Below are 24959 nucleotides of genomic sequence, written 5' to 3' on the forward strand. Positions count from 1 at the left end.
ATCACAATTTTTTTCGGATATTTTAAAAATTGTGTCCGGTTTAGTGTAGCCCCATCAGTAATTCCATGTAAACAGCAAGCGGACAGCGTACCCCAAGACCTTTTCGGGGTCGAGTGTTGATTTGATCGGCAATCGCATCGAGTTGTTGTTGGGTGTAGCCCGATAGATCGGTGCCCTTGGGCAAATACTGGCGTACCAAGCCATTCATGTTTTCGTTGGAGCCGCGTTGCCAAGGACTATGGGGATCGCAGAAGTAGACGGCAATGCCGGTATTGGCGGTCAATTGTTGATGTAACGCCATTTCACGGCCTTGGTCATAAGTCATGCTCAACCGCATCGGCTGGGCGATGCTGTTGAGCTTGTCGGTAAACGCTTGAAGAACGTTTGCCGCACTGGCGGGTTGCGGATGGGGTAGTTTAACCAGCATCAGCAAGCGACTGGTTCGTTCCACCAAGGTGCCGACGGCGCTCGCGTTACCTGAACCTTTGATGAGGTCGCCTTCCCAATGCCCTGGAAATTGGCGGTCTTCGATGCTGGGTGGGCGCAGGTGGATGCTGAGCCTATCGGGTATCTGGCCGCGACGGTCTTGGCCCTTGCTGCGGGGAACTCGTTTGTTTTTAGCCTGGCGTAGACAAGCGATCAGCTCGCGCTTTAACTCGCCGACCGGTTGCGCATAGATGCAGTTGTAAATGGTTTCGTGTGACACGCGATACTCATACCCAAAGGGCACAAGTGACCTTTGGGATAGAGCGCGGCCTGGGCCAGCGCAATTTGCTCGGGGGACCAGCGTTGTTTCAGGAAATGCCGAACAACGCCAAACAACACGCTATCGACATGCAGTTTCTGTTGAGGTCGTGATTGTCGCCGTCGCCGCAGACAGGCTTGCTGGGCTTCGCGGCTCGCGTAATGCTCGTTCGTACTGTTACGCCCAAGCTCTCGACTGATGGTGCTGGTGGGGCGTTGCAGAACCCGTGCTATCGCTCGGATACTGTAGTTTTGTTGCTTCAGACTGCTGATCGTCACTCGCTCTTCAGGCTGAAGCTGTTGATAGTGTTTTGAAGTGCTTCCCATGTGCATACCTTACTGGCTTTTTGGGTGTTGCACTTCACTTTTGAATCCGCCGAATATGGGGAGTGGGATTGTGCGGGAGTTGTTGGAGCTGAAAGGGATGGTTGGATGAGAACTGCTCAGATAAAGCAACTATTCCGGATCATTGGTGGAAAGCCCGCCCCAAAAGGCGACAACGCATTCTCAGATGAGGGTACGCCTTTTATTAAGATGAAGGATCTTGGAAGAGCCCACTTTTCTAATAATCTCATTGAGATCGAGCAACGAGTGACTGATGACGTAGCAAAGAAGGAAGGGCTGAATCTTATTCGTAGGGGAGCTATTTTATTGCCGCGTAGCGGCTCGGTTGCGCTCAACCATCGTGCGGTACTTGGTATTGACGCCTATATGGTTAGCCACATCTGCGCGTTAGAAGTGATCGATCAAAAGGAAGTTAGTAATCTCTATGCTTACTACTACTTGCGCTCAATCAAAATGGATCGCATCAGTAAGAAGACAACAGGACTTGATGCGATCACTTTTGAAGACCTGGGTAAGCTATCAATACCACTTCCGCATCTAGACGATCAAATCCGCATTGCCCATCTGCTCGGCAAAGTGGAAGGGCTGATCGCCCAGCGCAAACAACACCTACAACAACTCGACGACCTGCTCAAAAGTGTTTTTCTCGAGATGTTTGGTAAATACCTAAAGGATGAGCACAGTTACCAGCCAATTACAGACGCTTGCGATTTTATTGATTGTAGGGGGAAGACACCTCCAAGAATCGAAGTCGGGGTACCCTTGATTAGTGCTAAGTGTGTGCGACGGGGTTACTTTGATGTTGAACGGCTAGATTTTATATCGGAAGAAACTTATAAAAGCTGGATGACAAGGGGGTTCCCAAAAGCAAATGATGTTCTCTTTACTACTGAGGGAGCGACCTTCGGTTATACGTGCAGAATTCCTAGGGACTTCAAAAAATTTGCTGTTGGGCAAAGGATTATAACGTTGGTGTGCAAAAAAGGATTTCAGCCAGAAGTCTTGGAGTTTATTCTGAATGATTTCCACATCCAGAAAAAATTGAGTAGTCGGCTATCTGGTAGTGCGGCCTTAGGTATTCGTTCTGCCGAACTTGCAAAAGTTTTAATTCCGTTTCCTCCTTATGGGCTTCATGATCAGTTTGCGTCAATTGTCGAAAAAGTCGAAAGCCTAAAATCCCGCTACCAACAAAGCCTGACCGACCTGGAAAACCTTTACGGCGGATTGAGCCAGCAAGCCTTCAAGGGTGAATTGGATTTATCGCAGGTGCCGTTGCCACTGGATAACGAAGCAGAACGGTAAAAACCCTTTCGCGATTTTCGTGTCTTTCGTGGTTAAAAATCCTGTTTTCGTGGTCAACCATCGCAACTTCAACCGGCCGTATTGATATCAAACCCTATCGCCTGCCGGTGTTGTTCCCAGGTGTTATCCAGCAACAGGAAATAACCGAATAACTGATATTGGTATTCCGCCGGGTCGGTGGCCGAGTGAAACGGCACCAGCAAGGCGGTGGAGTAAATCAATTGGCCCAGGAACAAGCCCTCGGCAATTTCCACCAGCTCGTCCAGGCAAGTGCCGATCGGGGCCGGTCCGCCGATCAGCGGGTAGCGGTAATGGAACTGGAATACTTGCTTCGGCTTATCCGGGCCGTTGTTCATCGGCAAGATCGACGGCCTGTCGTCCACCCCCAAAAAGCTGTAGCCCTGCCTGACGAACGGCGAGGGGCCGGCATCGGCCAATTGCTGGATGGAGGGGAGCGGCGGGTGGTAGTTCATATCCAAGACCCGGAACAGGGCGTCGGTGGGCAGGATGCGCGAGTCCTGGATGTTATTGCCGAATACCCAATGCTCGGCGGCTTCCCGTTCCCAGAACGCCTTGTCGGTTTTCGACATACCCCGGTCCCAACTGCCGCTGCGCAGATGTTCGGCGTAAACGCCCGGCTGTTGCCAATAATGTTCGCGGTTTTTCTCAACCAGCGCATAATGCGGAAAGCTGGCCGGATGGGCTTTCAGCTCTGCGACCCGCTCCGGATAGCGCTGGGCCAGATCGTCGCTTTCGTCCAGCAGCATGCTCAATTTGCGACCGCCGATGCGTTCGAAAGACTTGCCGGCCCACGGGAAAATAAAGCGGCCGATATTGGCCCACACCGCATTCAGCAAATTCGGCGCGCGCGGATCGGTTTGCAGCTTGTCGGCCAGCGCGGCCGGAATCATGCTGTGTTCCTGCAAAGAGCGGGCGATGTTGGCGATAAAACTGTCGCCAAAACCCCAATGCAAATTCAGCGTGGCGCCGTGGTAGTAATCGAAGCCGCGGCATGGATCGTCAGCGCCATACCAACTGCGTGCTTCCGGCGCGTCGAAGCGGGTGTTGTAACCTTTACCCTGGCCCTGGAATACGCCGTCGACAATGCCGGGCGCAACGCCGGCGCGAAACAGCCGATTCAACACCTCAAAATGCCGCAGATGGTCGTCGAAACCGCTGGCCGCGGAAATTTTGCCCTGCTGGCGTTGCAACATCTGCAAAATGGATTCGCCCGGCTGTAGAAATTCGCGCACATCGCCATCGTCACTTTTTGGCGATGCTTCCAGGCAAAACGTAGTGAATTTAAGCTGCAACTCGGGATCGTCGCGCCAACCGGTCGCCCAATCCACACCATCGGCTACGGCGCCCGGTTGGGCCGGCCTGGGTTTATCGTAGCCCAGCTCCTTCCAGCCGCACTCGCCGGGCCGCGGCCGCAAATTGGGGAAGGCGGCGTCGGCGAAGGCTTCCCTGGCGCGAGCGGTATCTATCATCAAAAAGAAGCCGTTATTCTGGTAGCCGTAATCGACCGAGTCGTCGCCGGTGTACGCTTCGCCCAGTTCCCATTCCGGCGGATGGTCGCCGAATAGAGGCATCTGCAACGTACCCAAGCTGTAATGATGCGTGGCCATGACCAATTGGCCCAGATAGACGCCGTCCTCGATCTGCACCAGCTCGTCGATTAAGCGGGTCATCGGGAAGGCCGGATGCAAAGCGTGCCAACGGTAATTAAGCTGATAAACGGCTTTGCCGTTCATCTCTCCAACTACGGACTTGCCAGGCAGGGACAGGAAAATCCCGCCGGTTTTTACATACGGAATGGCTTTTTCCTTGGCCAGATTTTGCCCAAGCAATTGACTATCGAAGCCCTGCGCTTTGGTATCCAAAGGCCGATCCCGCAAATTCCAGAACTGGGTCAGCACCGGCATGCCCAAGCTTTGAATGAAATTGGGATCGTCCGGTTCGCGGAAAAAATTCCGGCCGATGCGCGTCGTTTCCGGGTCGTAATTGGATAGCGCCACCGGATCGTGGCCGCATTTGGCGGCAAACACGTCTTTGGATACCGGTTCGAAGGTCTTGCCCATCCATAAGCCGGTACTTGCGTAAGTTACATTCCACAACGTTGCCATCCATTCCAGATGCGCCAGCATCGAACGGTTTTCGCCGTGTTGCTTGGCGGCTTCCTTGAAATAATCGCTATCGCGGATGGACATCGACACGCCGATCATCGGCCCGTCCAGCGGCGTGCTGGTGCCGCACTTGAACAGGGTCAGCAGTTTGTCGTGGATAGCGTCCCATTCTTCGCGGCGCAGGTTGTCGCCCAAAATCTTGCGATAGCTGCCGAGCATAGGCAGCGCGCCGTTTTTCAGATCGGTGGCGACTATGGCGTCGAGCGCGGCAGCCAGCGCTTGCCGTTCGGGCTCGGACGCGGTTGGGAAATTGGCGACACTGAGATAGTTGTTCATGGTCCTTCCCCTGTGCTTGTTATCTTTTTGGCTTGGGCCGGAGCTAACAGCTCCGTTTAAAAGCCTTGTTGTTTTAAGTCTTTGACGATTTCCAGATACACGGCCGGGATATTGAAATGTGTCAATAGCAGGCCGCGGTAGTCCACCAAGTCGCCGTGCGACAGGCCGCGGTCGGGATTGCTGTCGCCAATCAAGCCGCGAAACCGGCCCCATTGGCAGGATCGCGTGGAGACCATGCCGTCGTTATCGCCTTCTATCCGTTTCAGCAACGCATGGGTGGCGGCAAACACCGGGTCGTCTATAGGCCGGCGCATTAAGGTGCCGTAGCTTTGGTAGTAAACGCCGGGCATATCCGGCACTTGCCGATTGAATTCCGCCAGATAATGACGCGTCAGTTGCCTGATGGCCATGCCGGCTTGCGGGCTTTTGTCGCCGGTGATTCTGGCCAGGATGTCCATCGCCCCGAATCCCAAGCGCTGCGCCAGGCGTTTGAAGAAATTGACGCTCAACAGGTTTTCGGTATCGGGAATGTCGCCGGCCACCAAATCCGCCACGGCCGAGCCGCGATGCGGCGTGCAAACCGTGGTCAGGCTGGCGACCTTATCGGCCATATCCAGTTTGGAAATCAGATAGCGCGCTTCCAGTCCGCCCTTGGAGTGGGCGATGAGATTGGCCTTGGCCGAACCGGTTTGGCTGAGTATCTGCTCGATATTCGGTTGCAACGCCATTGCACTGTTTTCGTGGCTGTTCCAGGCATCCAGTCCGCCTTGAAACACCCTGGCGCCGGCGGCTTCCAATGTTTTCGGAATCCGGCCCCAGGAATTCAGCATCAACATGTCGTCGCGGTAACCGATACCGTGCAACAGCACGATGGGGTATAAAGTCCGGCAGGGTAGATCGGCTGCGGTGTTGGGGTTCATGGCGACTCTCCCGCTTGCCGGCTTAGCCGGCGCAAATGCCGTACTTGGGCAAAATGTCGTGCAGCACGGTCAAGCGATGCAGTTGCAACGCGTCGTGAAACAGCTTCCAGTGACTACTCAAAAATGCCGGCGTGTATTTATGTACCCGCATGTCCCAACTGCTGCCCAGCGCTTTTTCCTTCCAGGAATTGGCGCCTTCGGCGGCATAACTAATCTCCGCCGTACCGAAGCTGAATTTCTCGCCTTTGAAGCCGTTCTTGACGATCTCCAGCCATTGCCGATGGCGGGCTTTGTCGTCCTTGACCTTTAACTCCAGAAAGATTTTTTCCAGCAACGTTTTGTCGGCGGCCGGCAATCCGTTCTGGGCTTTGCCCAGATACTGCTGCATCACTTTGCACATCGCGTCCGCAGCCGTGCAAAAATCCGTGGGATTATCGCGAACGATCCAAACACCGCGACCGTTCCGATACTGCCAATGCAAGAACGGCAGGTCCGGAAAATCCTTGGCCCGGCCATGGCCCAGCGGCGGAATCACATCGTCCAGGATATCCTCCAATACATGCTGCAGCTGTTTGCTGTACATGCCGGAGCTTTTCAACTCCCGTGCGTGTTCCACTTCGTTGATTTCGTGTATCACCCCGGCAAAACCCTGGTGCGACCAGGTGTCGGCATACACATGCAAGGCAATTCCTAAACGATGCAGACTGTACGGCTTGCCTTTATCGTCGACCGCCGCTTGCACCATGTCCTTGGCCGGCGGGCTGTCGGGCAGACAGACGATTTTTTGGATAAACGTACCACCCGGATCTTCGCCCGGACCCTTGCCGCCGTTGCCCGGCAGAAAATGGAATGGTAACCAGATCAGGTGGTTGTAATCGTTGTTCAAATTGCCGACGTCGGTGCTTTTATGCGACGAATGAATCCTGGCATAAAAGGCGTTGTTATCGAAATGCACGACGCCTTCGCTGACGGCGTCGTCCACGTATTGCGCCGAATAAGCAACGATGTCGGCGTCCTGGTGAGTGAAGCCGGCGGTGCGGGCGGCGACATAAGTCACGGCATGATGGAAATCGGTTTGCATGACGACTCTCCTTGAAATCAACAGGCCTGCAAGCTATCGACGCAGCGTTCGATCTCGGCATCGCTCATGAAGGCGGCGTACCGATAGTCGGTATCGATCCCAAAGCGCTGCAGCTTGTCCAGCCATAAGGGGTTATAAGGCAGGGCGCTGACCTGTTCGATCCGGTGCTCCCGCAAGAACCGGGCGATGCCGCGCAGATTCTCGTCGGTGGCGGTAATGTTGGGGATTAATGGAATACGGACTTTGACCGGAATCTCGGCGCACTCGGTCAGGCGCAACAAATTGTCCAGAATCGGCCGGTTGGAATGGCCGGTGTGGCGGATGCTGGCCGCTTCGTCGATCAGTTTTAAGTCGAAATAGACCAAATCCAGCCATGGCAGCAGCAGGCGGGTAAAACGGCCGAAATTGAACATGCCGTTGGTTTCGATGGCGGTATGAATACCGGCGGCTTTCAGTTTTTTAAAAAAATGGTGCAGAAAATTCATGTGCGTGGTGCATTCGCCGCCGGACGCCGTGACGCCGCCGCCGGTAGCGTCGAAAAACGGTTTATCGATGGCGACTCGATAAAACAGCTCGTCCACACTCAGCCATTGGCCCACCCGCTCCAAGGCATGCTGCGAACATACCGCCGCGCAACGTCCACATTGGTCGCAACGTTCTCGATCGAGCCGCAGTTGTTGGTCTTGCAGCGTTAAGGCTTTTAATCGGCAAGCTTTAAGACAAGGTCGCTCGCACTGGTCCGGCCGGCATAACTCGGCACGAAAGGACAGGGACGGCCCCGGCGATATGCCCTCGGGGTTTTGACACCAACTGCAACTCAGCGGACAGCCTTTGAAAAACACCGTGGTCCGGATACCCGGCCCGTCCTCACTGCTGTTGCGTTTGATATCGAAGATGAAAGCTTTGTGGTCCATCTCCGCTCTCCAATGCTAGGCTGCTTTGGGAATATCCAGGGATAACTGGATGTCCGTGGCGATTGCGCCCAATTTAAACAGATGGCCGACGTGGCCGGTCAGTTGCACCAGGTTTTCCAGCAGCAAGCCGACGATGTCGACCCCGCCACGGCCCAGCAGGCCGATGATGGATTGCACGTCTTTAAATTTCACTACCAGATCGACTTTACTGGGATCGTTCTCGATCCGGTCGGCCTGGTTTTCGTCCAGCACTTCGGTATCCACCAGCGCCAGCGAATTCAATGCCCGGCCGAAGGGTGTGTCGATGTACAGGGCATCGGGATTGGGACAGAATTTGAGCAACACGTTCATGTCATCACCGCGCCGGCTGGTGCGGATCAGAAACTTGCCCTGATAGTAGCGTTGGCCGCCAGGCGCCAGGGGATCAATGATGATGAAGTTTTCCTCGAAAAAGGCATTGGCCTTGGCCGCTTGCTCGGCATCCAGCTGGCAATCGCGCAACAAATAGCCAAACCCCAAACGCAGCGCGACAGCCATGCCGCCGGCCAACAAGCGGCCTTGGGCTTTATCCAAAACAGCCGGCAGTTCGCCGGCATCAATCGCGGCATTGGCACCCAACTTCAAGGTTTTTTGTAAATTCGGTAATAAACAGGGAAATCCGGCATGCATGACAGTTCTCCTATTAAAGCGCGGCGAGCGTATGCTGCTCGGCGCCGGTGTCCAGCCCGAAATTGGCGCGTTGAATAATCTCTTTGCGCATCTGCGGACTCAGCGTGACGAAATACGCCGAGTAGCCGGCCACGCGTATCATCAGATCCTTGAACGGCTCCAGGGCTTTATGCTCGGCCTCGCCGGCGCCGGATTCCCCGGCGGCGGTGGCGGCGCGGTCGGCGGCGACCAAGTCGTTGATCGACGACACGCACATTTGCACTAGCACGCCGTTTTGGTCGGCAAAGGCCTTCATGTAGCGCGAGAACAATTCGGTGTCCTCTTCGAAATGGCCGCGATCGCGAGTGGTCAAGCTCAGGTTGTAGGTGTAGCCGTTCTGTACCGTGTTGGCGTTGACCGACGTGACCGACAGCATATGATCCAGCAGATTGACCGGCTCGCCGTTGGCTTTGACCACGCCCGGACACGGCGTGATGCCGCTGGCAAACGACTCGCCACTACGCCGGCCGTTCGGTGTGGCCTTGGTCAACATCCCAAAACCGGCATGGTTGGTCATGCTCCAGTAACCGGGCAGATAGCGTCCGCCGCGATGGGTGCGGTATTGGGCAAATACCTCTTGCAACATTTCGGTCAGCAGGTGGGTGTATTTGACGGCGGTAGCGTTGTTGTAAATGCCGCCCGGGGTTTGATCGATGCCGGCGCCATACTTGGGTGATAGCCGTATCATCTGTTTGATTTGATTGAGACGGTCGGCGCTTAATGTCGGTAATGGCAAGGGCGCGTCTTCTGGGTGCAGCCAGTTTTGCACCCGCTCCCGCAATGACGCCCAGAAACTTTTGGGCTGCAAGCTGCCGGCGTCGAAATCGGCCTGCATCGCCGCCAACAATTCGCCGGCCGTGACTTTGCCGCCGAATACCAGGGTGTCCAGCACGCAAAACGAATCGATCACGTCGGCCAGCCCGATCACGGCAATCCCCGCCGAATTGTATTTAGCACCGCCGGCGGAGACATCGCGAAAACTGGCGCCGTCACTGTCAGGGGTATTGGTCGGGCCGGTAAACAAGCCGGACAAAAACGGCGACTGCCGGGATTGTTCGTAGAAACGCCCGAAGTAATTGTTGCATTGCACGACGTGGCGGGCCATTTCGTTTAATTGAAACCTAAAGGCCTCGATAAAGGCTGGCATGCTATCGATTTGGAGCAGCGGCTGCGTGGTGTAACGGGCGTCGCCGTAAAACAGGTTGGGCGATTTTGGCGCCACGCCGTCGCTGCGATGTTTGCCGCCGTATAAGGCCAGCTCCAACACCGCCGGCAACACCATCAAAGTCGAGCCGGTGTTGCCGTAATGTTTGTGCGCGGCGTTTTCTTCGATGCATCCGATGGAGGTGTAATCGTAGGCATCGGCCAAGGCTTCTTCCGCGCTGATTCCGGCGTGCGCCGCATAGTAACTGGCCATGGCCGGCACCACAGCGGCGTCGCCATGCAGCGCCGGCGTGGCTCGGGTCAGAATATTGACCTGGCAAATCCGTTTCAGATACGGGTCCATTACTTCAACGGGCAGCGAATTGCCTTGGGCGTCGCGGTGGTGCACATCGCGGTGGTAGCGGGCATGCACGTTCGGGTCGCGGATAGCCAGGATCTCGGTGGCCTTGAGGATGATGTAAGTCATGTCGTTGACCGCATCGACGACCTGGCCGTTTTCGTAGCGGGTGCCGCCCACGGTCAACGCCTGATTGGAGCCGCTGCCGGCAAACAGCGTTTCCGAGCCGGAGGTGGAGAGCGGTACATGATCGGAGCAATGCAGGAAAAAATGGCTGACCAGTTCCACCGCCCGCCGGGTGTAGGCGTCCTGCGCTTGAGGGTTATCCAGTTTTTGCCAATCGGCCAGATAGAATGGGTTGAGGATTTGGTCCAGGCGGCCGATGGAAAAACCGAAATTGGTGTTTTCCTGCAACAGCAGGTGGTAGCAAATCCAGACCGCGGCCAGCGCTTCGTGCAAGGTTTCGGCGGGCTGCGCCGGAATCTTCCGGCAGATTGTCGCCAGCACTTGATTGCCGGCTTGCTCGGCAGCCTCGGCCAAGTGCTGGGCGTAAAGTTTGGCGCCTGCGTACACCTCAATCACGCCCTGCAGAAACTCGACTTGCTGCGGCGTAGCGGCCGCGCCGCTGGCGATATCCTGTTTGGCGCGTTCGATCAAGCCATCGAAACCGTACTTCAACACCCGTTCGAAATCCGGCACGGTATGGGACACGCAGGTGGCCTTATCGGACAGGAAGAACGCCACCCGCTCCATCAATTCCTGGGCTTTCGGGGTTTCTCCGGCTTTTTTACGCAAGGGCGGATCAATCGACTCCGGATAATTGCCGCCGATCCGGTCGCGGTTCTCATAGGCGGCGCTATCGTAATCGCTGTAACGAGCCAGTTCCTGGATTGGCTTTTGTTCCAGCCAGAATGGGAATATTTCCCGGTTTAGTCGCTCGGCCACTTCCGGGCGAATCTCGAATGGATTTTGGGCGCGGGTGGTGACGGTTTTCAGTTCCGGCCAAATGCAATAGCCTATGGTATCGGCGTAAACCACCGGGCCGACGAAGCTGGTGGTAGTTTGGCCGGGCAGCAAGTCGTCGGCATGCACGATTGCGGTTTTGTTGACGAAGATGTGGCGTAGCGCTTGGGCGCGCCGGGTGTAAGGCGGCAAGGTTTGGCTTTCGGGCCGGCGCAGAAATTCGGTTAATAGGCGCGGCAATTCATCGCAGATTTCCGGCGTACCTGCCGGCGAAAACAGCTTTTCGCGCCAGGCGCTGACGACCGGGAATTGGGCCAGCGTGATGCTGCGGAGCGCCAAGTCCTTCAGGGTTTTAATTTTCCGGAAGTCTGGATTGGCGATGGGAAATAAATCGACTTTGCCGGACTCGGATGCCGGTCCTGCGGAACTCTTGCCGAGCTCTACCGAAATACCGCCGTCGGCTGCTGGATATGGAACAGACATGTTCACCCCCCTTTACCGCAGAGCGATCCCTCGAAAGCGTGTACCGGCAGCTTGCGGCGCGATTGCCAGCTCCCTGCCCCGGCTTTTTGTGATCTATGTCTAAATTATAGCCCAATCCTCACCAAACGTAAGGAAATATGTAGGGCGATCCCTTCAATTCCGCTGCATGAAAAACGCCTGGCGGGACCGCAATCGGCCCACGGCACAGCCACTACAGCCGGGCCGGTGCAAAAGCGTTTCATTTCTCCAATTAGCGGCTATGCTACTGCGAAATTAATGCCGGTTCGGGCGCGCTGCGCCGGGATTGGCAATCGATAATCGTCGGCCGGGAGGCGTTGAAATGTACCGATTTCTGAATGCAGTGTTGCGCGACCGGCTAGCGGGTTTTGCCGTGGCAATTGGGCTTGCGGTAGTTCTCGCACCGCTTGCCGCCGTCGCCGGCAGCCCGTTCTACCTGACCGCCGAACGCAGTTTCAGTAACAGCGAATCGCCCAGCATCCGCCTGGATTACACCGTCACCGACCAGCCGATGCTGATCCGGGTATTGAAAGCCGACAATCTGGAAAATTTTCTCGACGGCCAATTCAACGTCAGCCGCAGTTACGAGCAGCCGGTTAGCGAGCTCAATCCCGGCCATTATTTTGCAAAAGGATTGAACAACGCCGAATCGCCGCTGAAATTGCTGCGCGGCATGTTGGATGTGGAATTTCGCAAGTCCTTGAAAGACACGCCGTTCAGCGGTTCGGTACTGACCGTGACCGACAAGCCGTTGGCGGCCGTGCCGCAGCAAATCCTGGTCGCCCCGCCCAAGGGCTTTAAGGTGGTGAAAGAAACCTATCTGGACCTGTTGCGCAACGGCCAGCAAACCCACGACTTGGGCTGGTGGTTTAACGAGGACACCTGGAGCGAGCACCGCTACAAAGTTCGGCAGATCTCACTCGAGCCGTTGCCGGACGGCCTGTATCTGTTGCAGGCGGTGCAGGGCAAGACCGAGGCGCAGTGTCTGATTCAAGTCAGCAGCCTGGCGGTGCAGGTCAAGCAATCCAGCGAGCAATTGCTGGTGCGGGCGATGAACCGCGATTTGCAACCGCTGGCCAATGCCAAAGTCAGCGTCCGCGACGGCCGCGGCCGTTGGCAGAACTTGCCGGGGGTGACCGATGCCGCCGGCGAACTGCGCTTCAACAATCCCGACGGGGTGCTGGACGGCAAACTACTGGTGCGGGTCGACGCGCCGGCCGCCAACGCTAACGCAGCAGCGCGCACGGCGTTGACCGCGACCGATTTTCTGCCGACTCAGGCCAAGGACCATGCGGTATTCGTGATGACCGACCGGCCGATCTTCAAGCCCGGCGAAACCTTTTTCTACAAAGGCATCGTCCGCAATTTGCAGGACGGCCAGTTGCGGATTCCGGCCTTTCAATCCAAACAAACCGACGTGTCATTAGTCCGCGCCGACGGCAACGCCACCGGCTTGCAAGGCCACAGCCAATTGACCGACTTCGGCTCGTTTTCCGGCAGCTTCGATCTGGATCCCGGCCAGACACCCGGCCTTTACCGTTTGCTGGCCGAGATCGACCATAAAGCCTACGGCGGCGAATTTCGGGTGCGCGATTACATCAAACCGACCTTTTACCTGGAATGGCTGGAACGCAGCCCGACTGTGCAGGCCGGGCAACCGTTCAATCTGAAATTCCGCGCCAAGCGTTACAGCGGCGGTATCCCGCAGAACGTCAAATTCGAAGTGTTTTTGTACCGCAAAAAATTCGAGGCGCCGCAATTCGTGACGGAGGCCGGCGCCGGCTTGTCGGCCGGCAACGATTATTTCGGCCAGATTAAATCCGCCGCGCCGCTAACCCAGCCGCAGCGCCTGTTCAGTTCGATCGAAGCCCGCCAAGCCGCCGAAGCCAGCAATCCGTGGGAAACCGCCGCCAAATTGGCCGACAACGGCGACGGCAGTTTCGAATTTACCGTACCGGCCGAAGCCCAAACCGACGCCAAGTCGCCGAAACCGGAACAGGAATGGATTTATACATTAATGGTGCGCGCCCAGGATGCCGCCGGCGGCAGTGCGATTTTGACCGACAGCATTTACGCCACGCTGGCCGAAGCCCAGCCGGCGCTGAGGTTTAACAAAACCGTCGCGGCGGTCGGCGACCAGGATTTGCAGATTTTGCTGCAATCCAGTTACGCCGACGGCAAACCGGCAGCCAAAGCCGGCGGCGTGGTCGACGTGATGCTGGAACAGCCCGGCAGCGGCAAGCGCAGTCTGGTGAAACTGGATATTGCCACCGACGCCAACGGCCAGCAAAAACTCAGCATACCGGCGTTGAAAGAGTTCGGCCGCTTGACTGCCGTGGCCCGTCTGGAGACGTTGGACGGTCGCAGCATGAGCCATAGTTCCACTTCGCAACCGGCTACATTGATCGTCGCCGGCAACGGCGGCGAGGCGGTGGCCGACAATCCGGAACTGGAGCTGTACACGCCAACCACGATCCTCAGTCCCGGCGAGCAAGCCAAAGTGTTTGCCTTGCTGCCAAAAGCCTGGGGCAATAACGAGGCCGGCGCGATTTGGGAAACCGTGGCCGGCGCCAAATTGTTCGATAGCCGCAGCGCCCAGGCCCAAGGCCGCAGCCGCTGGTTCGAAGTGACTGCCAAACCCGAATACGGCACCGGCTTTTACCACACCGTCACGGTCCCGGTAGCCGGCGGCAAGTACAAGGAGCAGACGCTGGGTTTCCGCATCGTGCCCTGGGATAAGCGGCTGCAAATCGCCATCGAGCCGGCTCAAGCCGAAGCCGAACCGCTCAAACCCACCCAAATCAAATTGCAGGTCAAACGCGCCGACGGCAGCCCGGCGGCGAATACCGAGCTGGCGGTATCGATTGTTGATCGCGCCGTTTACGCGGTGCAAGCCGAATTCCGCCCCGGCATTTTCGACTTTTTCTATCCGCTGCAACGCAGCAATCTGTCGACCTACTATTCCGACGACTTGCAAGGCTACGGCTACGCCGACTTGCTGCGCAAACCCAATTTCGCGCTGAGTGCCTTGAAAAGCCAAAGCAAGCTGGCGAAAAAAGCCATGCGCGATACCGCCGGCTGGTTCCCGCACGTGGTCACCGACGCCAACGGCGCGGCGACGATCGACGTCGATATGCCGGCCAACGTCACCGAATGGCTGGTCACCGCCGTGGCCAGCGATAAGGACGGCCGCCTCGGCGAAACCACCGGCCAGTTCCGCACCAAAACCGACATCGCCGTGGATATGGTCGGCCCGCAATTTTTACGTAGCGGCGACGAGGTGGAATTGGCGGTTAAATTGACCAGCCATTGGCCCGGTCCGGTCAAAGTCTCCGGCAATTTGAGTTTGACCGACAATCTGCAAGGCCAGGATATCAACCTGACGCCGAGCGCCGACTTGGCCGCCAAAGCCGAGCAACTATGGCCGCTGCGTCTGACCGCCGGCCCGCAAGCCGGCAATGCCACCTTAAAAGCGGCGTTGACCGCGCCGAACACGGTCAAGGTCGGCGGTGCCGAGGAATTCGATTTGCCGATTCAGCCGGCGGCGATGGCGCAAGTCTATGCCGCCGAACGCCGCGACGGTCATTTGCATTTCGATATTCCGGAACAGGCCCAAGCCGCGCAACTGACGGTGCGGGTCAACTCCGGCCTGCTCGGCGCGGCCTTGCAGGCGGCGGCGATGCTGGTGCAATACCCGTACGGCTGCACCGAACAACTGGCGCACAGCACGGTGCCGAATCTGGTGTTGCTGGACCTGATCGAACGGGCCGGACTCAAGCCCGAGCAACTGGGGCCGCTGGAAAAACCCTTGCAGCGCGCCAAGCAGAATGCGGCGTTGGGCATCCGCAAACTGATCCAAAACCAAAAAGCCGACGGCGGCTTTGCGTTGTGGGCCAACGATCCGGAGCCCAGCGTGCCGGTGACGATGATCGCGATGCAGGCTTTGAAATACGCCGAGGAACTGAAGCTGGAAGGCACCACGTCGGCCTACAACAAGGGCGCGGAGTGGTTGGCCCAACAAGCCAATACCGAGCAAGTGCTGGACGGCTTTACGCTGGCCGCTTATTCGGCGGTGGGTTATATCTACCAGGCGCCGTGGGAGCGGCAAGCCGAGTTCGTCGAAAAAGTCGGCGCCGACCCGCAAGCCGGCGCCGAAGATTTGATTGCGGCGCTGCGCATCTTGGCGGCCTACAAAAACCAAAGCTGGCATGCCTTCAACCAGCAGCTGAAAAGCCAGCCCGATCTGGCCAAGCGCTTGGGCAAACGCCTGCAGCAGGCGCTGGAGGCGATCGATCTGGCCGCTTATCAGAGCCAACCCGGTCCATCCTACGACCGGCTCGGCTTCCGCTTCGGCTTGCCCAGCATAATATCCGCCGGGCTAGGCGCATTGCAGGCCGCCGGCGACTTGCCGCCGGCATTGGAAAGCAGACTGAAGCGGCTGTTGTTGCAGAGCCAGCAACACGGCTACTGGACTTCGACTTACGATACCGCCCAAGTCATCTTCAACACCCGCGAGTTATTGAGCAAGGAAGCCGCCGCCGCGCAAAGTCAAAAAGCCCGGACCTTGAAAGTCGCCAATGCATCCGCCGCGTTGGGCAGCTTGCAACCCATTCCCGGCGGCTATCTGGGCCGGTTCGACAAATTGCCGGCAGCCGCCGAACTGGCCGATCTGCATATCGCCGATCTCAGCGAAACCGATATCGCATCCGCCACCTTGCAAGTCGAACTGCCGTACCCGGCCGTCGTCGCCCGCGACAACGGCCTCAGCATCCAACGCAATTTCCGCCGGATTACCGCCGGCGGCAGCGAACCGGTCGATCTGAGCCAGACGCTGCACATCGGCGACGTCGTGGTCAGCGAAGTCAAAATCAAACGCAGCGCCGAACCCAGCCGCTTGCCGGCCGGCAGCGACTTCGTCGTGATCGAGGACGGCATCCCGTCGCTGGCGGAGGGCCAGGAAAACGACCAGACCTACCTGGCCGACGCCAAACTGCAAGCCGGCGACGACAGCTACTGGGCCGGCATCAAGGAAACCCAACGCTACCCGGACCGCATCGTCCGCGTCGCTAAATTGCAACCCAGCGCCGAATTGAAGCTATACCAAGTCTGGAAAGTCATGCGCCCAGGCAATGCCTCGATCCCGCCGGCCAGCGGGTTTGATATGTATAACGAGGCGGTCAGGGGAAATGGGGTGGCGGGGATGATGAGTGTTAAGTAGGGTGGGTACGCTAGTGCCCACGCGGTGAAGTTCCCAAAAAAATGGCGGACAACGCTTTTTTGCCTGCCATTAGGGGACATAGCCTCAATTAGGCGTGGGCACAAAAACCGTGCCCACCCTGACTATTTACCGATCTCCCAATATCCGATGAATTTCCGTTCGTTGCTCTCGCATTGATGAGGCGGCTTAGCAATTCTTATGTCCTTGACATTAAATGATTAACAAATATAGTGATGTGCAAGCTGATTATAGAGGCAAATGTGCCCGAATTTATGGCAAATATCCGGTTATCAAGGCAGATGTGCCCGGTTTGGCGGTTATCAGGGCAAAAGTGCCCGAAATGGCCGGCAATATCAACTTGTCGGGCAGATTTGCCTGATAATCAATAGTTAAATGCGGGCCAATCTCAAAAGGCTTAGAAAACAATAAAAGATGATTGCGAAGAAACGGCAAATAATAGCTGAAGAAATCATGAAAATATGCTATTACCTGGAGGGAAAAACCTTGCAGGTTAACATGCGTTCAACCAGACAAGGTTTTTCCCTCCAGGTTAAGCCATGATTTTCAGCGTCAGTCGAGTTTCTTTGCTTGAATCAGAATTGTTGTTTCGAAATGTCGCTACGGCATTTAACCAGTCGTTCAACCTGACCAAAACTCCGCTTCGCTCCATTTTGGCAGGTTAACTCTATTCGTTAAATGCGGGCCAATCTCAAAAGGCTTAGAAAACAATAAAAGATGATTGCGAAGAAACGGCAAATAATAGCTGAAGAAATCATGAAAATATGCTATTACCTGGAGGGAAAAACCTTGCAGGTTAACATGCGTTCAACCAGACAAGGTTTTTCCCTCCAGGTTAAGCCATGATTTTCAGCGTCAGTCGAGTTTCTTTGCTTGAATCAGAATTGTTGTTTCGAAATGTCGCTACGGCATTTAACCAGTCGTTCAACCTGACCAAAACTCCGCTTCGCTCCATTTTGGCAGGTTAACTCTATTCGTTAGATTACCTAATCCACAAAAAGGAGATGTTTATGGCGGCCAAATCCTGCTTTGTCATAATGGCAATTGGAGAGCAAATTGTTGACGATAAGACGGTCACATCTGCAAGCCTCAGAAGCAAGTACGACGATCTCATCAAGGAAGCCATTCTCAAAGCTCGTCCCTCGCTGGAGGTTATTCGAGCGGATGATGTTTCCCTACCAGGAACGATAACTACTGACATCATCACTCGTCTCATGCACTCGAACTATGTGGTCGCAGACGTCACGTTTCCGAACCCTAATGTCTTCTACGAGTTAGGTCTCAGGCACGCATGTCGTTCCGGGACTATCATTATCAAAGACAAAGCTGGGCCGCGCGTTCCTTTCGATATTGCGCATCTTCGTTATGTCGAATACGAAAATACGACGGCAGGTCTTAAAGCGTTATCATCACAATTGGCAGGTTACTTCGATCATTTTGATCGTGAGCCTACGAGGCCAGACAATCATTTCCAAGAACTGGCCAAGCTAACAGGCTATGCCTTTCCAGACTACAAAAAGGCCGAAGAAATGCCTCCTGAAATGCAGGCAATCATGGGGCTCATGGAGGCTCCCGAGCTACTGAATCTGATCATGCGTCAGCAGTCTGGTGAATCAATAGATCAAGGAGAGCTGGTCAGGTTAATGATCAGCAATCCCAAGGTTGTGCAGCCATTCATACAAGCCATGGTCAAGTCAGGAGAAATTTCTTTTTCTCAACCTTCGCCGCAAAAACGCGTGGGGCGTAAACGGTAATCTAACCCATCATTCAAGCGGGACGCCTAACGGCGCCCCTTAATTCAAACGTTAGCCATCAAGAGCCAAAAGGAAAATACACAATGTTTGGACTATTCAAGAAAAAGCCTGATCCATCGCTGATGTTTGCGGATGATAATTGGCAAGTGGCTCAGGGTGAGTATGATGGCAACCCCATCCTCGTCAGAATAAATGCAAATCTTCGTCCGTTTGTCGGTAAATCGGACCTCGTATTGAAAATTGGAATTGCAATTCCGTTAAATAATCCTCGCCTTGGTGAAATGCCCGATCCAGAAGAGAATAAAACAGTCAGTATTATTGAGGACAAAGCTTTAGATACGCTGAAATCAAAAGGTTCTGCTGTTCAAGCTTTGGCAATCACAACTGGCACGTTCAAAGAGTTTGTTTATTACACCAAACCTGAGATTGACGTTGCATCTTTCCATCAAGAATTAAAAATCGGAGCTCCTTCCCATGACGTGCAATGCATTGCTACCATTGAAAAAAATTGGGAAACCTACATGCAATGGGCTAATGGCTAACCAACGGGTAAACTTGACCGGCAAAAGCTACGCTCCTATCGTCGCTACGCTTTTGTCGTCAAGTTACCCTTATCGTTGAGCATCACTTAACTTTTACAGGATCACATAATAATATGGATTTGAAATTAACGAACAAGCTTGCGCTTGTTACTGGAAGTACCGCCGGAATCGGTTACGCCATTGCGGCAGTGCTCGCTGGAGAAGGTGCTAGGGTCATCGTCAATGGGCGTTCAAAAACCTCTGTTGATGCTGCCGTAACAGCAATTAGCTCTACTGTTGGTGGCACTATTCTCGGTTTCGTTGGTGACTTAAGCACTGCCGAAGCAGCAGAAGCACTAACTAAGCAATATCCCAATATAGAAATTCTGGTTAATAATCTCGGCATCTTCGAGCCTAAACCTTTCGAGGAAATTTCCGATGCTGACTGGATGCGATTCTTTGATGTCAATGTGATGAGCGGCATTCGCCTCTCGCGTTTATGCCTGCCCGCCATGAAAAGTGCAAACTGGGGGCGCATCATTTTCATTTCCAGCGAAAGTGGCGTTCAGATTCCAGCGGAGATGATCCACTATGGCGTAACCAAAACGGCACAGCTTGCAGTGTCGCGTGGCCTGGCCGAGGCAGTTGCGGGTACAGGCATCACCGTAAATAGCATTCTTCCAGGGCCTACCAAGTCACGCGGAGTGGGTGACTTCGTTGACGCTCTCGCTAAAGCTGAAGGCAAATCGTTCGATGAGTTTGAAAAAGAGTTTTTTGAGAAAGTACGGCCAACTTCGCTCATTAAGCGTTTCGCCTCTCCAGAGGAAGTGGCTGCTTTAGTGGTTTACATCGCTAGCCCTCTTGCTTCCGCCACAACAGGCGCGGCACTTCGCGTAGATGGCGGTGTGGTAAAAAGTGCATTCTGAGCTATTGGCACATAATGCCCAACATTACGCTCAAGCCGACCCGCTTCCGCTACGCTCCAGCGGTCGGCTTAGCTTTACGTTAACGGTCAGCGTGGACACAGTTTCAATTAAGTCATGTGACGATTCCACGACTCTCAGCTTTCGATTGTTGGGCCGGACAAACGACGCAATCGATTTTGTTGCATCGGTTACTGGAGCGCCGTTTGTTGGCGAGGTTCAGTCATCTACATATTTTTCGGGTCCGCCTAGCCTTTTGTTCCGAGAGATGGCTGAATCATGGAAAGGATGGAAAGGATGGAAAGGGGAAAAAGTATCGGAAAACAGGGTCAGGTCTAGCTTAGTAGCATTGCTTGCGCTGTATTCTGTTCATGACACGCATTAAATTGCCGGAAACGCCGTTCGGCTTGTTCAGGCCTACAGATTATCGGTCCGGGGCAAAACAAGGTCAGATCTAGCAATTAAGCTTCTTTGAAAGGTTTAGCTATATTTCTAGACCTAATGGAATGGTCCGCCCCACTTCACCAACCGGCTCATGTGGGCCAAGATAGTCATTTTAAAAATGACAGTTGAATTAGGGCAGATCATGAAAGAAACAAAAAATAAAGAGATCAAGGTATTAGGCATCGACTTGGCCAAGCAAAGCTTCCATGTATACGGTGTAGATGAAGCCGGCCGGAAGGTCATCAGCAAGAAGCTCAATCGCGCGCAACTGACCGCTTTTGTTGCTAACTTGGAGCCTTGTCTAATCGGGCTCGAAGCCTGCGGTGGTGCGCATCATTGGGTAAGAGTATTCACCCAATACGGTCATCAGGTGCGCATGATGGCACCTCAGTTCGTCAAACCGTATGTGAAATCGAACAAAAACGACGCGGTCGATGCGGAAGCCATCTGCGAGGCCGTGCAAAGACCGAACATGCGCTTCGTGCCGGTCAAACAGATCGAACAACAAGATATCCAAAGCCTCCATCGGGTTCGCAGCCAATTGGTCGGCAGACGAACCGCGCAAGCCAATCAGATTCGGGGCCTGTTGCTGGAGTATGGTTTGGTGATAGCCAAAGGAATTGGCCAGGTTAGAAAAGCGATACCCGTGATTCTCGAAGATGCCGATCAGACGTTAACGCCGCTGTTTCGGGAGTTGCTCAACGAGCTATACCAAGAGCTAATCCATTTGGATGAAAAAATCGCTTCGATTGAACGCAAACTGGCTGCGATCTGTACACAAAACGAAGATTGTCAGCGGTTATTGAGCATTCCGGGTATAGGCGTGTTAACGGCAACGGCGTTGATTGCCGCCATTGGCGACATCAAGGTATTCAAAAGCGGGCGCGAGTTAGCGGCCTGGTTAGGCCTAGTGCCGAAGCAATATTCCACCGGCGGCAAATCGACCCTGTTAGGCATTAGTAAGCGCGGCGACAGCTATCTACGTACGTTGCTGATTCACGGCGGACGTTCGGTCTCGCGAATAGCACACCGGCATCAGGATACGCGCAACCGTTGGATCTGTAGTATCAAGCAGCGACGCGGCGAGAACATTTCGAACGTGGCAGTCGCCAACAAGAATGCGCGAATTGCTTGGGCATTGTTGACCAACAAAGAAGGCTACCGGGCAGCCGCATGAGGGAACAAGCTATGAATTTATTTGAAGCACTCAAGCGGGGCGCCGCCCCGCGCCGTGCGGCTTACCCCGCCCTCGCCGGGAGGCAGGGTACGAAAGGCTTCGCACCCTGCACCAAGGGTAAAGCCGGTTTCGAGTGGATCAAGGACTACTCGGCGCGAGCGCCTGCGTTCCTCCTTGATCCATTCGAAACCGGCAAGAACAGCAAGTTATCAGTAACGACTATGTAAAGCAGGCAAAATAGGCAACCGTTTCAACGAATTGCGGAGATAAAGTTCAAGTGATGGCATAAAAGGTAACACCTGCATTCCATAGAACCTGACGGGGTCTAGGGCTCTTTAGAAGCCGAAGACCTGATGAGGTCGGAATGCGCGAAGTCCATCAGGGCCCGAGGTCGTTTAATCCTCAATTACAGGCCGGATATATGGGCGCAATATTTTCTTTATGTTACTGGTGAATTTTTTCTTGCAATACGGGGCGGACCATATATGACCCCTTTCTGCTCCTTTCTGCTACAGCCGCATCCCAGTCGCTAGTTACCAAAGTCGGCCGCTCGGCGTTATACATCTATACTTAACCGCCTTCCGACCTAAAGGGTGCCGGAGCGGTAAATGCGATTGAATTCAGACTTCAAGGGCGATTTTAACAATCGTCCATTGGCACTGGATGCAGGTGTCCGTCAGGCAAGCGGTTTTTCTGCATTACGACCGGCGCAGCAGCATGGGAACTAAGGCGAAGGCGTTTCGCGGCATTATTGAATACGGAAAAATATCATGAGTTTGAAAGGTTTGGCTTCAGCGTTTGCGCTAGTGTTATCGGTGGTCGCAACAGCTGTCGGGATTAGCATGCTGCAAAGCCATTTCGGCTGGTCGAATGCCACCATGTCTTGGCTTTTCTTAGGTATCGGTACGCTTGCCTCTGTGGTTTTGACGTACCAATTGAGGCATCTCGCGTTCGTCAATGCAATCCCGATCGACAAGAGCCGGCCGCTAAAACTAAAACCCTTGCATTACGTTGGCTTGGTCACGATGGCAGTGGGCGGGATATTGTCGGTAGTAAGCGTCACTGGCGTATTCGTGACGTTCCAGTATGCCGACAAATTCGTGCTACTGCTCGGCTTAGCGGTTTACATGGCCACTACCCCCGCGAACGGGCGGTCGATATTCCAAGCCAATCGGGCCGCGGACGTGTCCGCTAGGCTGAGATTGCTGGCTATCGCGGGTGCTTGCGTGTTGTTGCCGGCCATCGTCGGCTGCTTGGTCGACATCACATTGAGTACGATTCTACCCAGCGATTTGGGATTATCGGTCGGTATCGGTTACGGCGCGGTCCTGGCAATCGGCTTGGTGACTATGACCGAAATAACCCGCAACCGCGTCGGCACGCCTTACCAAGCCAATAAGCCATTCCAAAAGCTGCTGCAAAAAAGCTGGATTAGAATCCCGATTACCCTGGCAATGGGCCTTTATATCGGTGTCAGCGGAATTGGGCTTGGCGCGGCTTACGGTTACACCCATTTTTTCGGTGACGAGGTAAACAAGGTATTCAGAGTATCCGGCTGGCATTACGGCAGTTCGCGGAGTTGCGACAAACCGGAAATCGAAGGCCGACCGTTGCTGATTGGCAAAAAGGCGCTTTGCGTGCCAAAAGACGCCAGATTGAGTATGCCGGTTGGGACGGATCTGACAATAGCAGGCCGCGAATCGGTAATGGGTTTTAACGTCGATAAAATTAGTGCTTACCGGCCGCATATCGGTCCGGCGAACTAGCCACAAGGCTCTTTACCTTTGCATCCAAGGTCACTGAGCCATCGGGACGGAGCGGCAAACCGGCATTTCCGCTAGCACAAACGGAACACCGGTGGAAAAAATACGATTGAGTTATCAAGTTAGCGCTGCCGGCCCGATCCAGCGAACCGAGACTATACTTTGAAGCGCCTTAAGTTAAAGCCTAGTCTTGAGCCTTTCCGGCAACATTTTGAATTCGCCCTTCTGAGGAGTAAACGACTATGAGCAAATTCCGCGATGCCTTATTCGCAGGCATATTACTATCGAGCGCATTTTCCGGCGTTCAGGCTCACGACGCTGCAAATTGCGCTGCGCAAAGCCGACCCAAAATTGAGTTTGTCGAGATTCAATCGGAAAAGTTGGCTTTCAATCCGGGCGTTCCGGGTGGGGTGGTCAGTCAAGGCGCGTTAACCGTCAAAGCCAAGTTGTCGTTGCCGGGAAAGAGACACTGCCGCGGTAAGCACGCCGGTTTGCCGGCGGTGGTGATTTTACATGGCTCCGCCGGTGTGGATGCGCGCGGCGACTTCTATGCCAGCGAGCTGCAGCAGGCCGGTATTGCCACGCTGGAACTCGACATGTGGGAAGCCCGCGGCGTTGCCTCTGCCGCCAATCGTCCGGCCTTACCGATTCTGACCTATCCCGATGCCTTTGCCGCGCTGGAGTTTTTAAGCAACCAAGCCGAGATCGACCCGGAAAGAATCGGCGTATTGGGCTTTTCCTGGGGCGGCGTCATGACCCTGGCCAGCGCGACCGAACAGGTTACTCAACAATACGGCGGCGGTCGGCATTTCAAAGCCCACGTCGCCAACTATCCGTTATGTTACGGCTACAACAATCCGCGACTGCCTTATTTCAGTTTCGGTAGCCCGAACGGGAATCCGTTAACCGGCGCGCCGGTGCTGATCCAGATCGGCGAGTTGGACGAGTACGACGAAAGCGCCGCGCCTTGTCTGGCGTTGAAAGCAGGTCTTGCGGCCGACGAACAAGCGCTGGTGGATGTGCTTAGTTACCCAGATGCCACGCATGCTTGGGATCGATTAATGGTGCCGATTGCGATCACCGACAATTTTTCGCATTTGGGCCGGGGCGGTACGGTCAATATGATTCCGAATGTGGAGCAGGCCTATGACGCGCGCGAAAAAACGGTTCGTTTTTTTAAACGCAAGCTTTAGTCGAAGCTTGGGACTGCTTGTTTGCGGCCAGGCGAAGCGAACGGTGGGCGATGTTGCCCACCGTTTCCTAAGCCATTATTTCGGCCCCGGCAGCGAAATCATTCCGGTCGCCAGCGCGATCTCCCGTAAAAAGCACAGCAAGCCGCCGATCAAGGCCAGCATGGCGGCCACGAACAGAAACGAAACCACCGGAGACGGATCGACGGCGATTTCGGTACCGACGAACAGGGCGACGATGGACAGGCAGATCAACAAAGCGCATACGGTACACAAACTAATCGCCCAATGAATCCAGTGGGCGCGCCGGGCCAAAATCCGCATTTCCGGATAGTGTTCGTCGGCACCGTTTTCGAACAGCATATTCAAGGTTCTAAACCGATCCACCGCTCGTCCCAGGCGGCTGGTCAACACGCCGAGAATGCCGGCGACCCCGGTCAGCAGAAATACCGGTGCGACCGCCTGTTGAATCACGTGGGCCACGGTGGGGATGTTGGTTAGAGCGTCCAT

General features: G+C 55.0%; 17 protein-coding genes and 1 pseudogene. 10 read left to right on the forward strand and 8 right to left on the reverse strand.

The annotated features are described in order from the left end of the window. Nucleotides 1–40: 40 nt before the first annotated feature. Nucleotides 41–1071 (reverse strand): annotated as a pseudogene (locus ACH518_RS04860) (IS30 family transposase). Here ACH518_RS04860 and ACH518_RS04865 point away from each other — a divergent pair. Continuing rightward, on the forward strand, nt 1072–2391 hold the full coding sequence (locus ACH518_RS04865) for a restriction endonuclease subunit S (protein WP_445372074.1): 1320 nt from the start codon (nt 1072–1074) through the stop codon (nt 2389–2391). It begins immediately after the preceding pseudogene. A gap of 68 nt (nt 2392–2459) precedes the next feature. On the opposite strand, the gene ACH518_RS04870 is transcribed toward ACH518_RS04865, so the two are convergent. The 6 genes from ACH518_RS04870 to ACH518_RS04895 are packed head-to-tail and all read right to left on the reverse strand — an operon-like array spanning nt 2460 to nt 11423. Next, complete coding sequence (locus ACH518_RS04870) at nt 2460–4853, reverse strand: hypothetical protein (RefSeq protein ID WP_445372075.1); 2394 nt, start codon at nt 4851–4853, stop codon at nt 2460–2462. 56 nt (nt 4854–4909) lie between these two features. Continuing rightward, nucleotides 4910–5773, reverse strand: a complete 864-nt coding sequence (locus tag ACH518_RS04875; RefSeq protein ID WP_445372076.1) for an esterase/lipase family protein — start codon at nt 5771–5773, stop codon at nt 4910–4912. Nucleotides 5774–5795: 22 nt separating this feature from the next. Then, nucleotides 5796–6854 carry a DUF6765 family protein gene (locus ACH518_RS04880; RefSeq protein ID WP_445372077.1) on the reverse strand — a complete coding sequence of 353 codons (1059 nt, stop codon included), beginning with the start codon at nt 6852–6854 and terminating at the stop codon, nt 5796–5798. 17 nt (nt 6855–6871) lie between these two features. Then, nucleotides 6872–7768, reverse strand: coding sequence for a glycyl-radical enzyme activating protein (locus tag ACH518_RS04885; RefSeq protein WP_445372078.1), 897 nt, complete (start codon nt 7766–7768; stop codon nt 6872–6874). Nucleotides 7769–7783: 15 nt separating this feature from the next. Beyond that, nucleotides 7784–8437, reverse strand: coding sequence for a hypothetical protein (locus tag ACH518_RS04890; RefSeq protein ID WP_445372079.1), 654 nt, complete (start codon nt 8435–8437; stop codon nt 7784–7786). 13 nt (nt 8438–8450) lie between these two features. Beyond that, nucleotides 8451–11423, reverse strand: coding sequence for a pyruvate formate lyase family protein (locus tag ACH518_RS04895; RefSeq protein WP_445372080.1), 2973 nt, complete (start codon nt 11421–11423; stop codon nt 8451–8453). 340 nt (nt 11424–11763) lie between these two features. Between ACH518_RS04895 and ACH518_RS04900 the strand changes: the two genes are divergently transcribed. The 9 genes from ACH518_RS04900 (at nt 11764) to ACH518_RS04940 (ending at nt 24452) form a co-directional block, all read left to right on the forward strand. Further along, entirely contained in the window at nt 11764–16659 is a 4896-nt protein-coding gene (locus ACH518_RS04900) for an MG2 domain-containing protein (RefSeq protein WP_445372081.1), read from the forward strand. A gap of 214 nt (nt 16660–16873) precedes the next feature. Further along, entirely contained in the window at nt 16874–17038 is a 165-nt protein-coding gene (locus tag ACH518_RS04905) for a hypothetical protein (protein WP_445372082.1), read from the forward strand. A gap of 649 nt (nt 17039–17687) precedes the next feature. Beyond that, nucleotides 17688–18431 carry a hypothetical protein gene (locus ACH518_RS04910; protein WP_445372083.1) on the forward strand — a complete coding sequence of 248 codons (744 nt, stop codon included), beginning with the start codon at nt 17688–17690 and terminating at the stop codon, nt 18429–18431. A gap of 83 nt (nt 18432–18514) precedes the next feature. Beyond that, nucleotides 18515–18973 (forward strand): DUF695 domain-containing protein, encoded by a 459-nt coding sequence (locus ACH518_RS04915; protein ID WP_445372084.1) that lies wholly within the window; start codon nt 18515–18517, stop codon nt 18971–18973. A gap of 113 nt (nt 18974–19086) precedes the next feature. Continuing rightward, complete coding sequence (locus ACH518_RS04920) at nt 19087–19878, forward strand: SDR family NAD(P)-dependent oxidoreductase (RefSeq protein WP_445372085.1); 792 nt, start codon at nt 19087–19089, stop codon at nt 19876–19878. A 583-nt stretch (nt 19879–20461) separates the two neighbouring features. Further along, nucleotides 20462–21496: an IS110 family transposase gene (locus ACH518_RS04925; protein ID WP_445372086.1), complete on the forward strand. Its 1035-nt coding sequence runs from the start codon at nt 20462–20464 to the stop codon at nt 21494–21496. Between the two features lie 11 nt (nt 21497–21507). Then, the gene (locus ACH518_RS04930) at nt 21508–21723 is read left to right on the forward strand and encodes a hypothetical protein (RefSeq protein WP_445372087.1); all 216 of its coding nucleotides are present in this window, start codon (nt 21508–21510) and stop codon (nt 21721–21723) included. Between the two features lie 543 nt (nt 21724–22266). Then, entirely contained in the window at nt 22267–23262 is a 996-nt protein-coding gene (locus tag ACH518_RS04935) for a hypothetical protein (protein WP_445372088.1), read from the forward strand. Nucleotides 23263–23501: 239 nt separating this feature from the next. After that, nucleotides 23502–24452, forward strand: a complete 951-nt coding sequence (locus ACH518_RS04940) for a dienelactone hydrolase family protein (protein ID WP_445372089.1) — start codon at nt 23502–23504, stop codon at nt 24450–24452. 75 nt (nt 24453–24527) lie between these two features. Here ACH518_RS04940 and ACH518_RS04945 read toward each other — a convergent pair whose 3' ends face one another. Beyond that, a complete protein-coding gene (locus ACH518_RS04945) occupies nt 24528–24959 on the reverse strand; it encodes a DUF2721 domain-containing protein (protein ID WP_445372090.1) in 432 nt (143 codons plus the stop codon).

It is taken from the genome of Methylomonas sp. HW2-6, assembly GCF_052474525.1.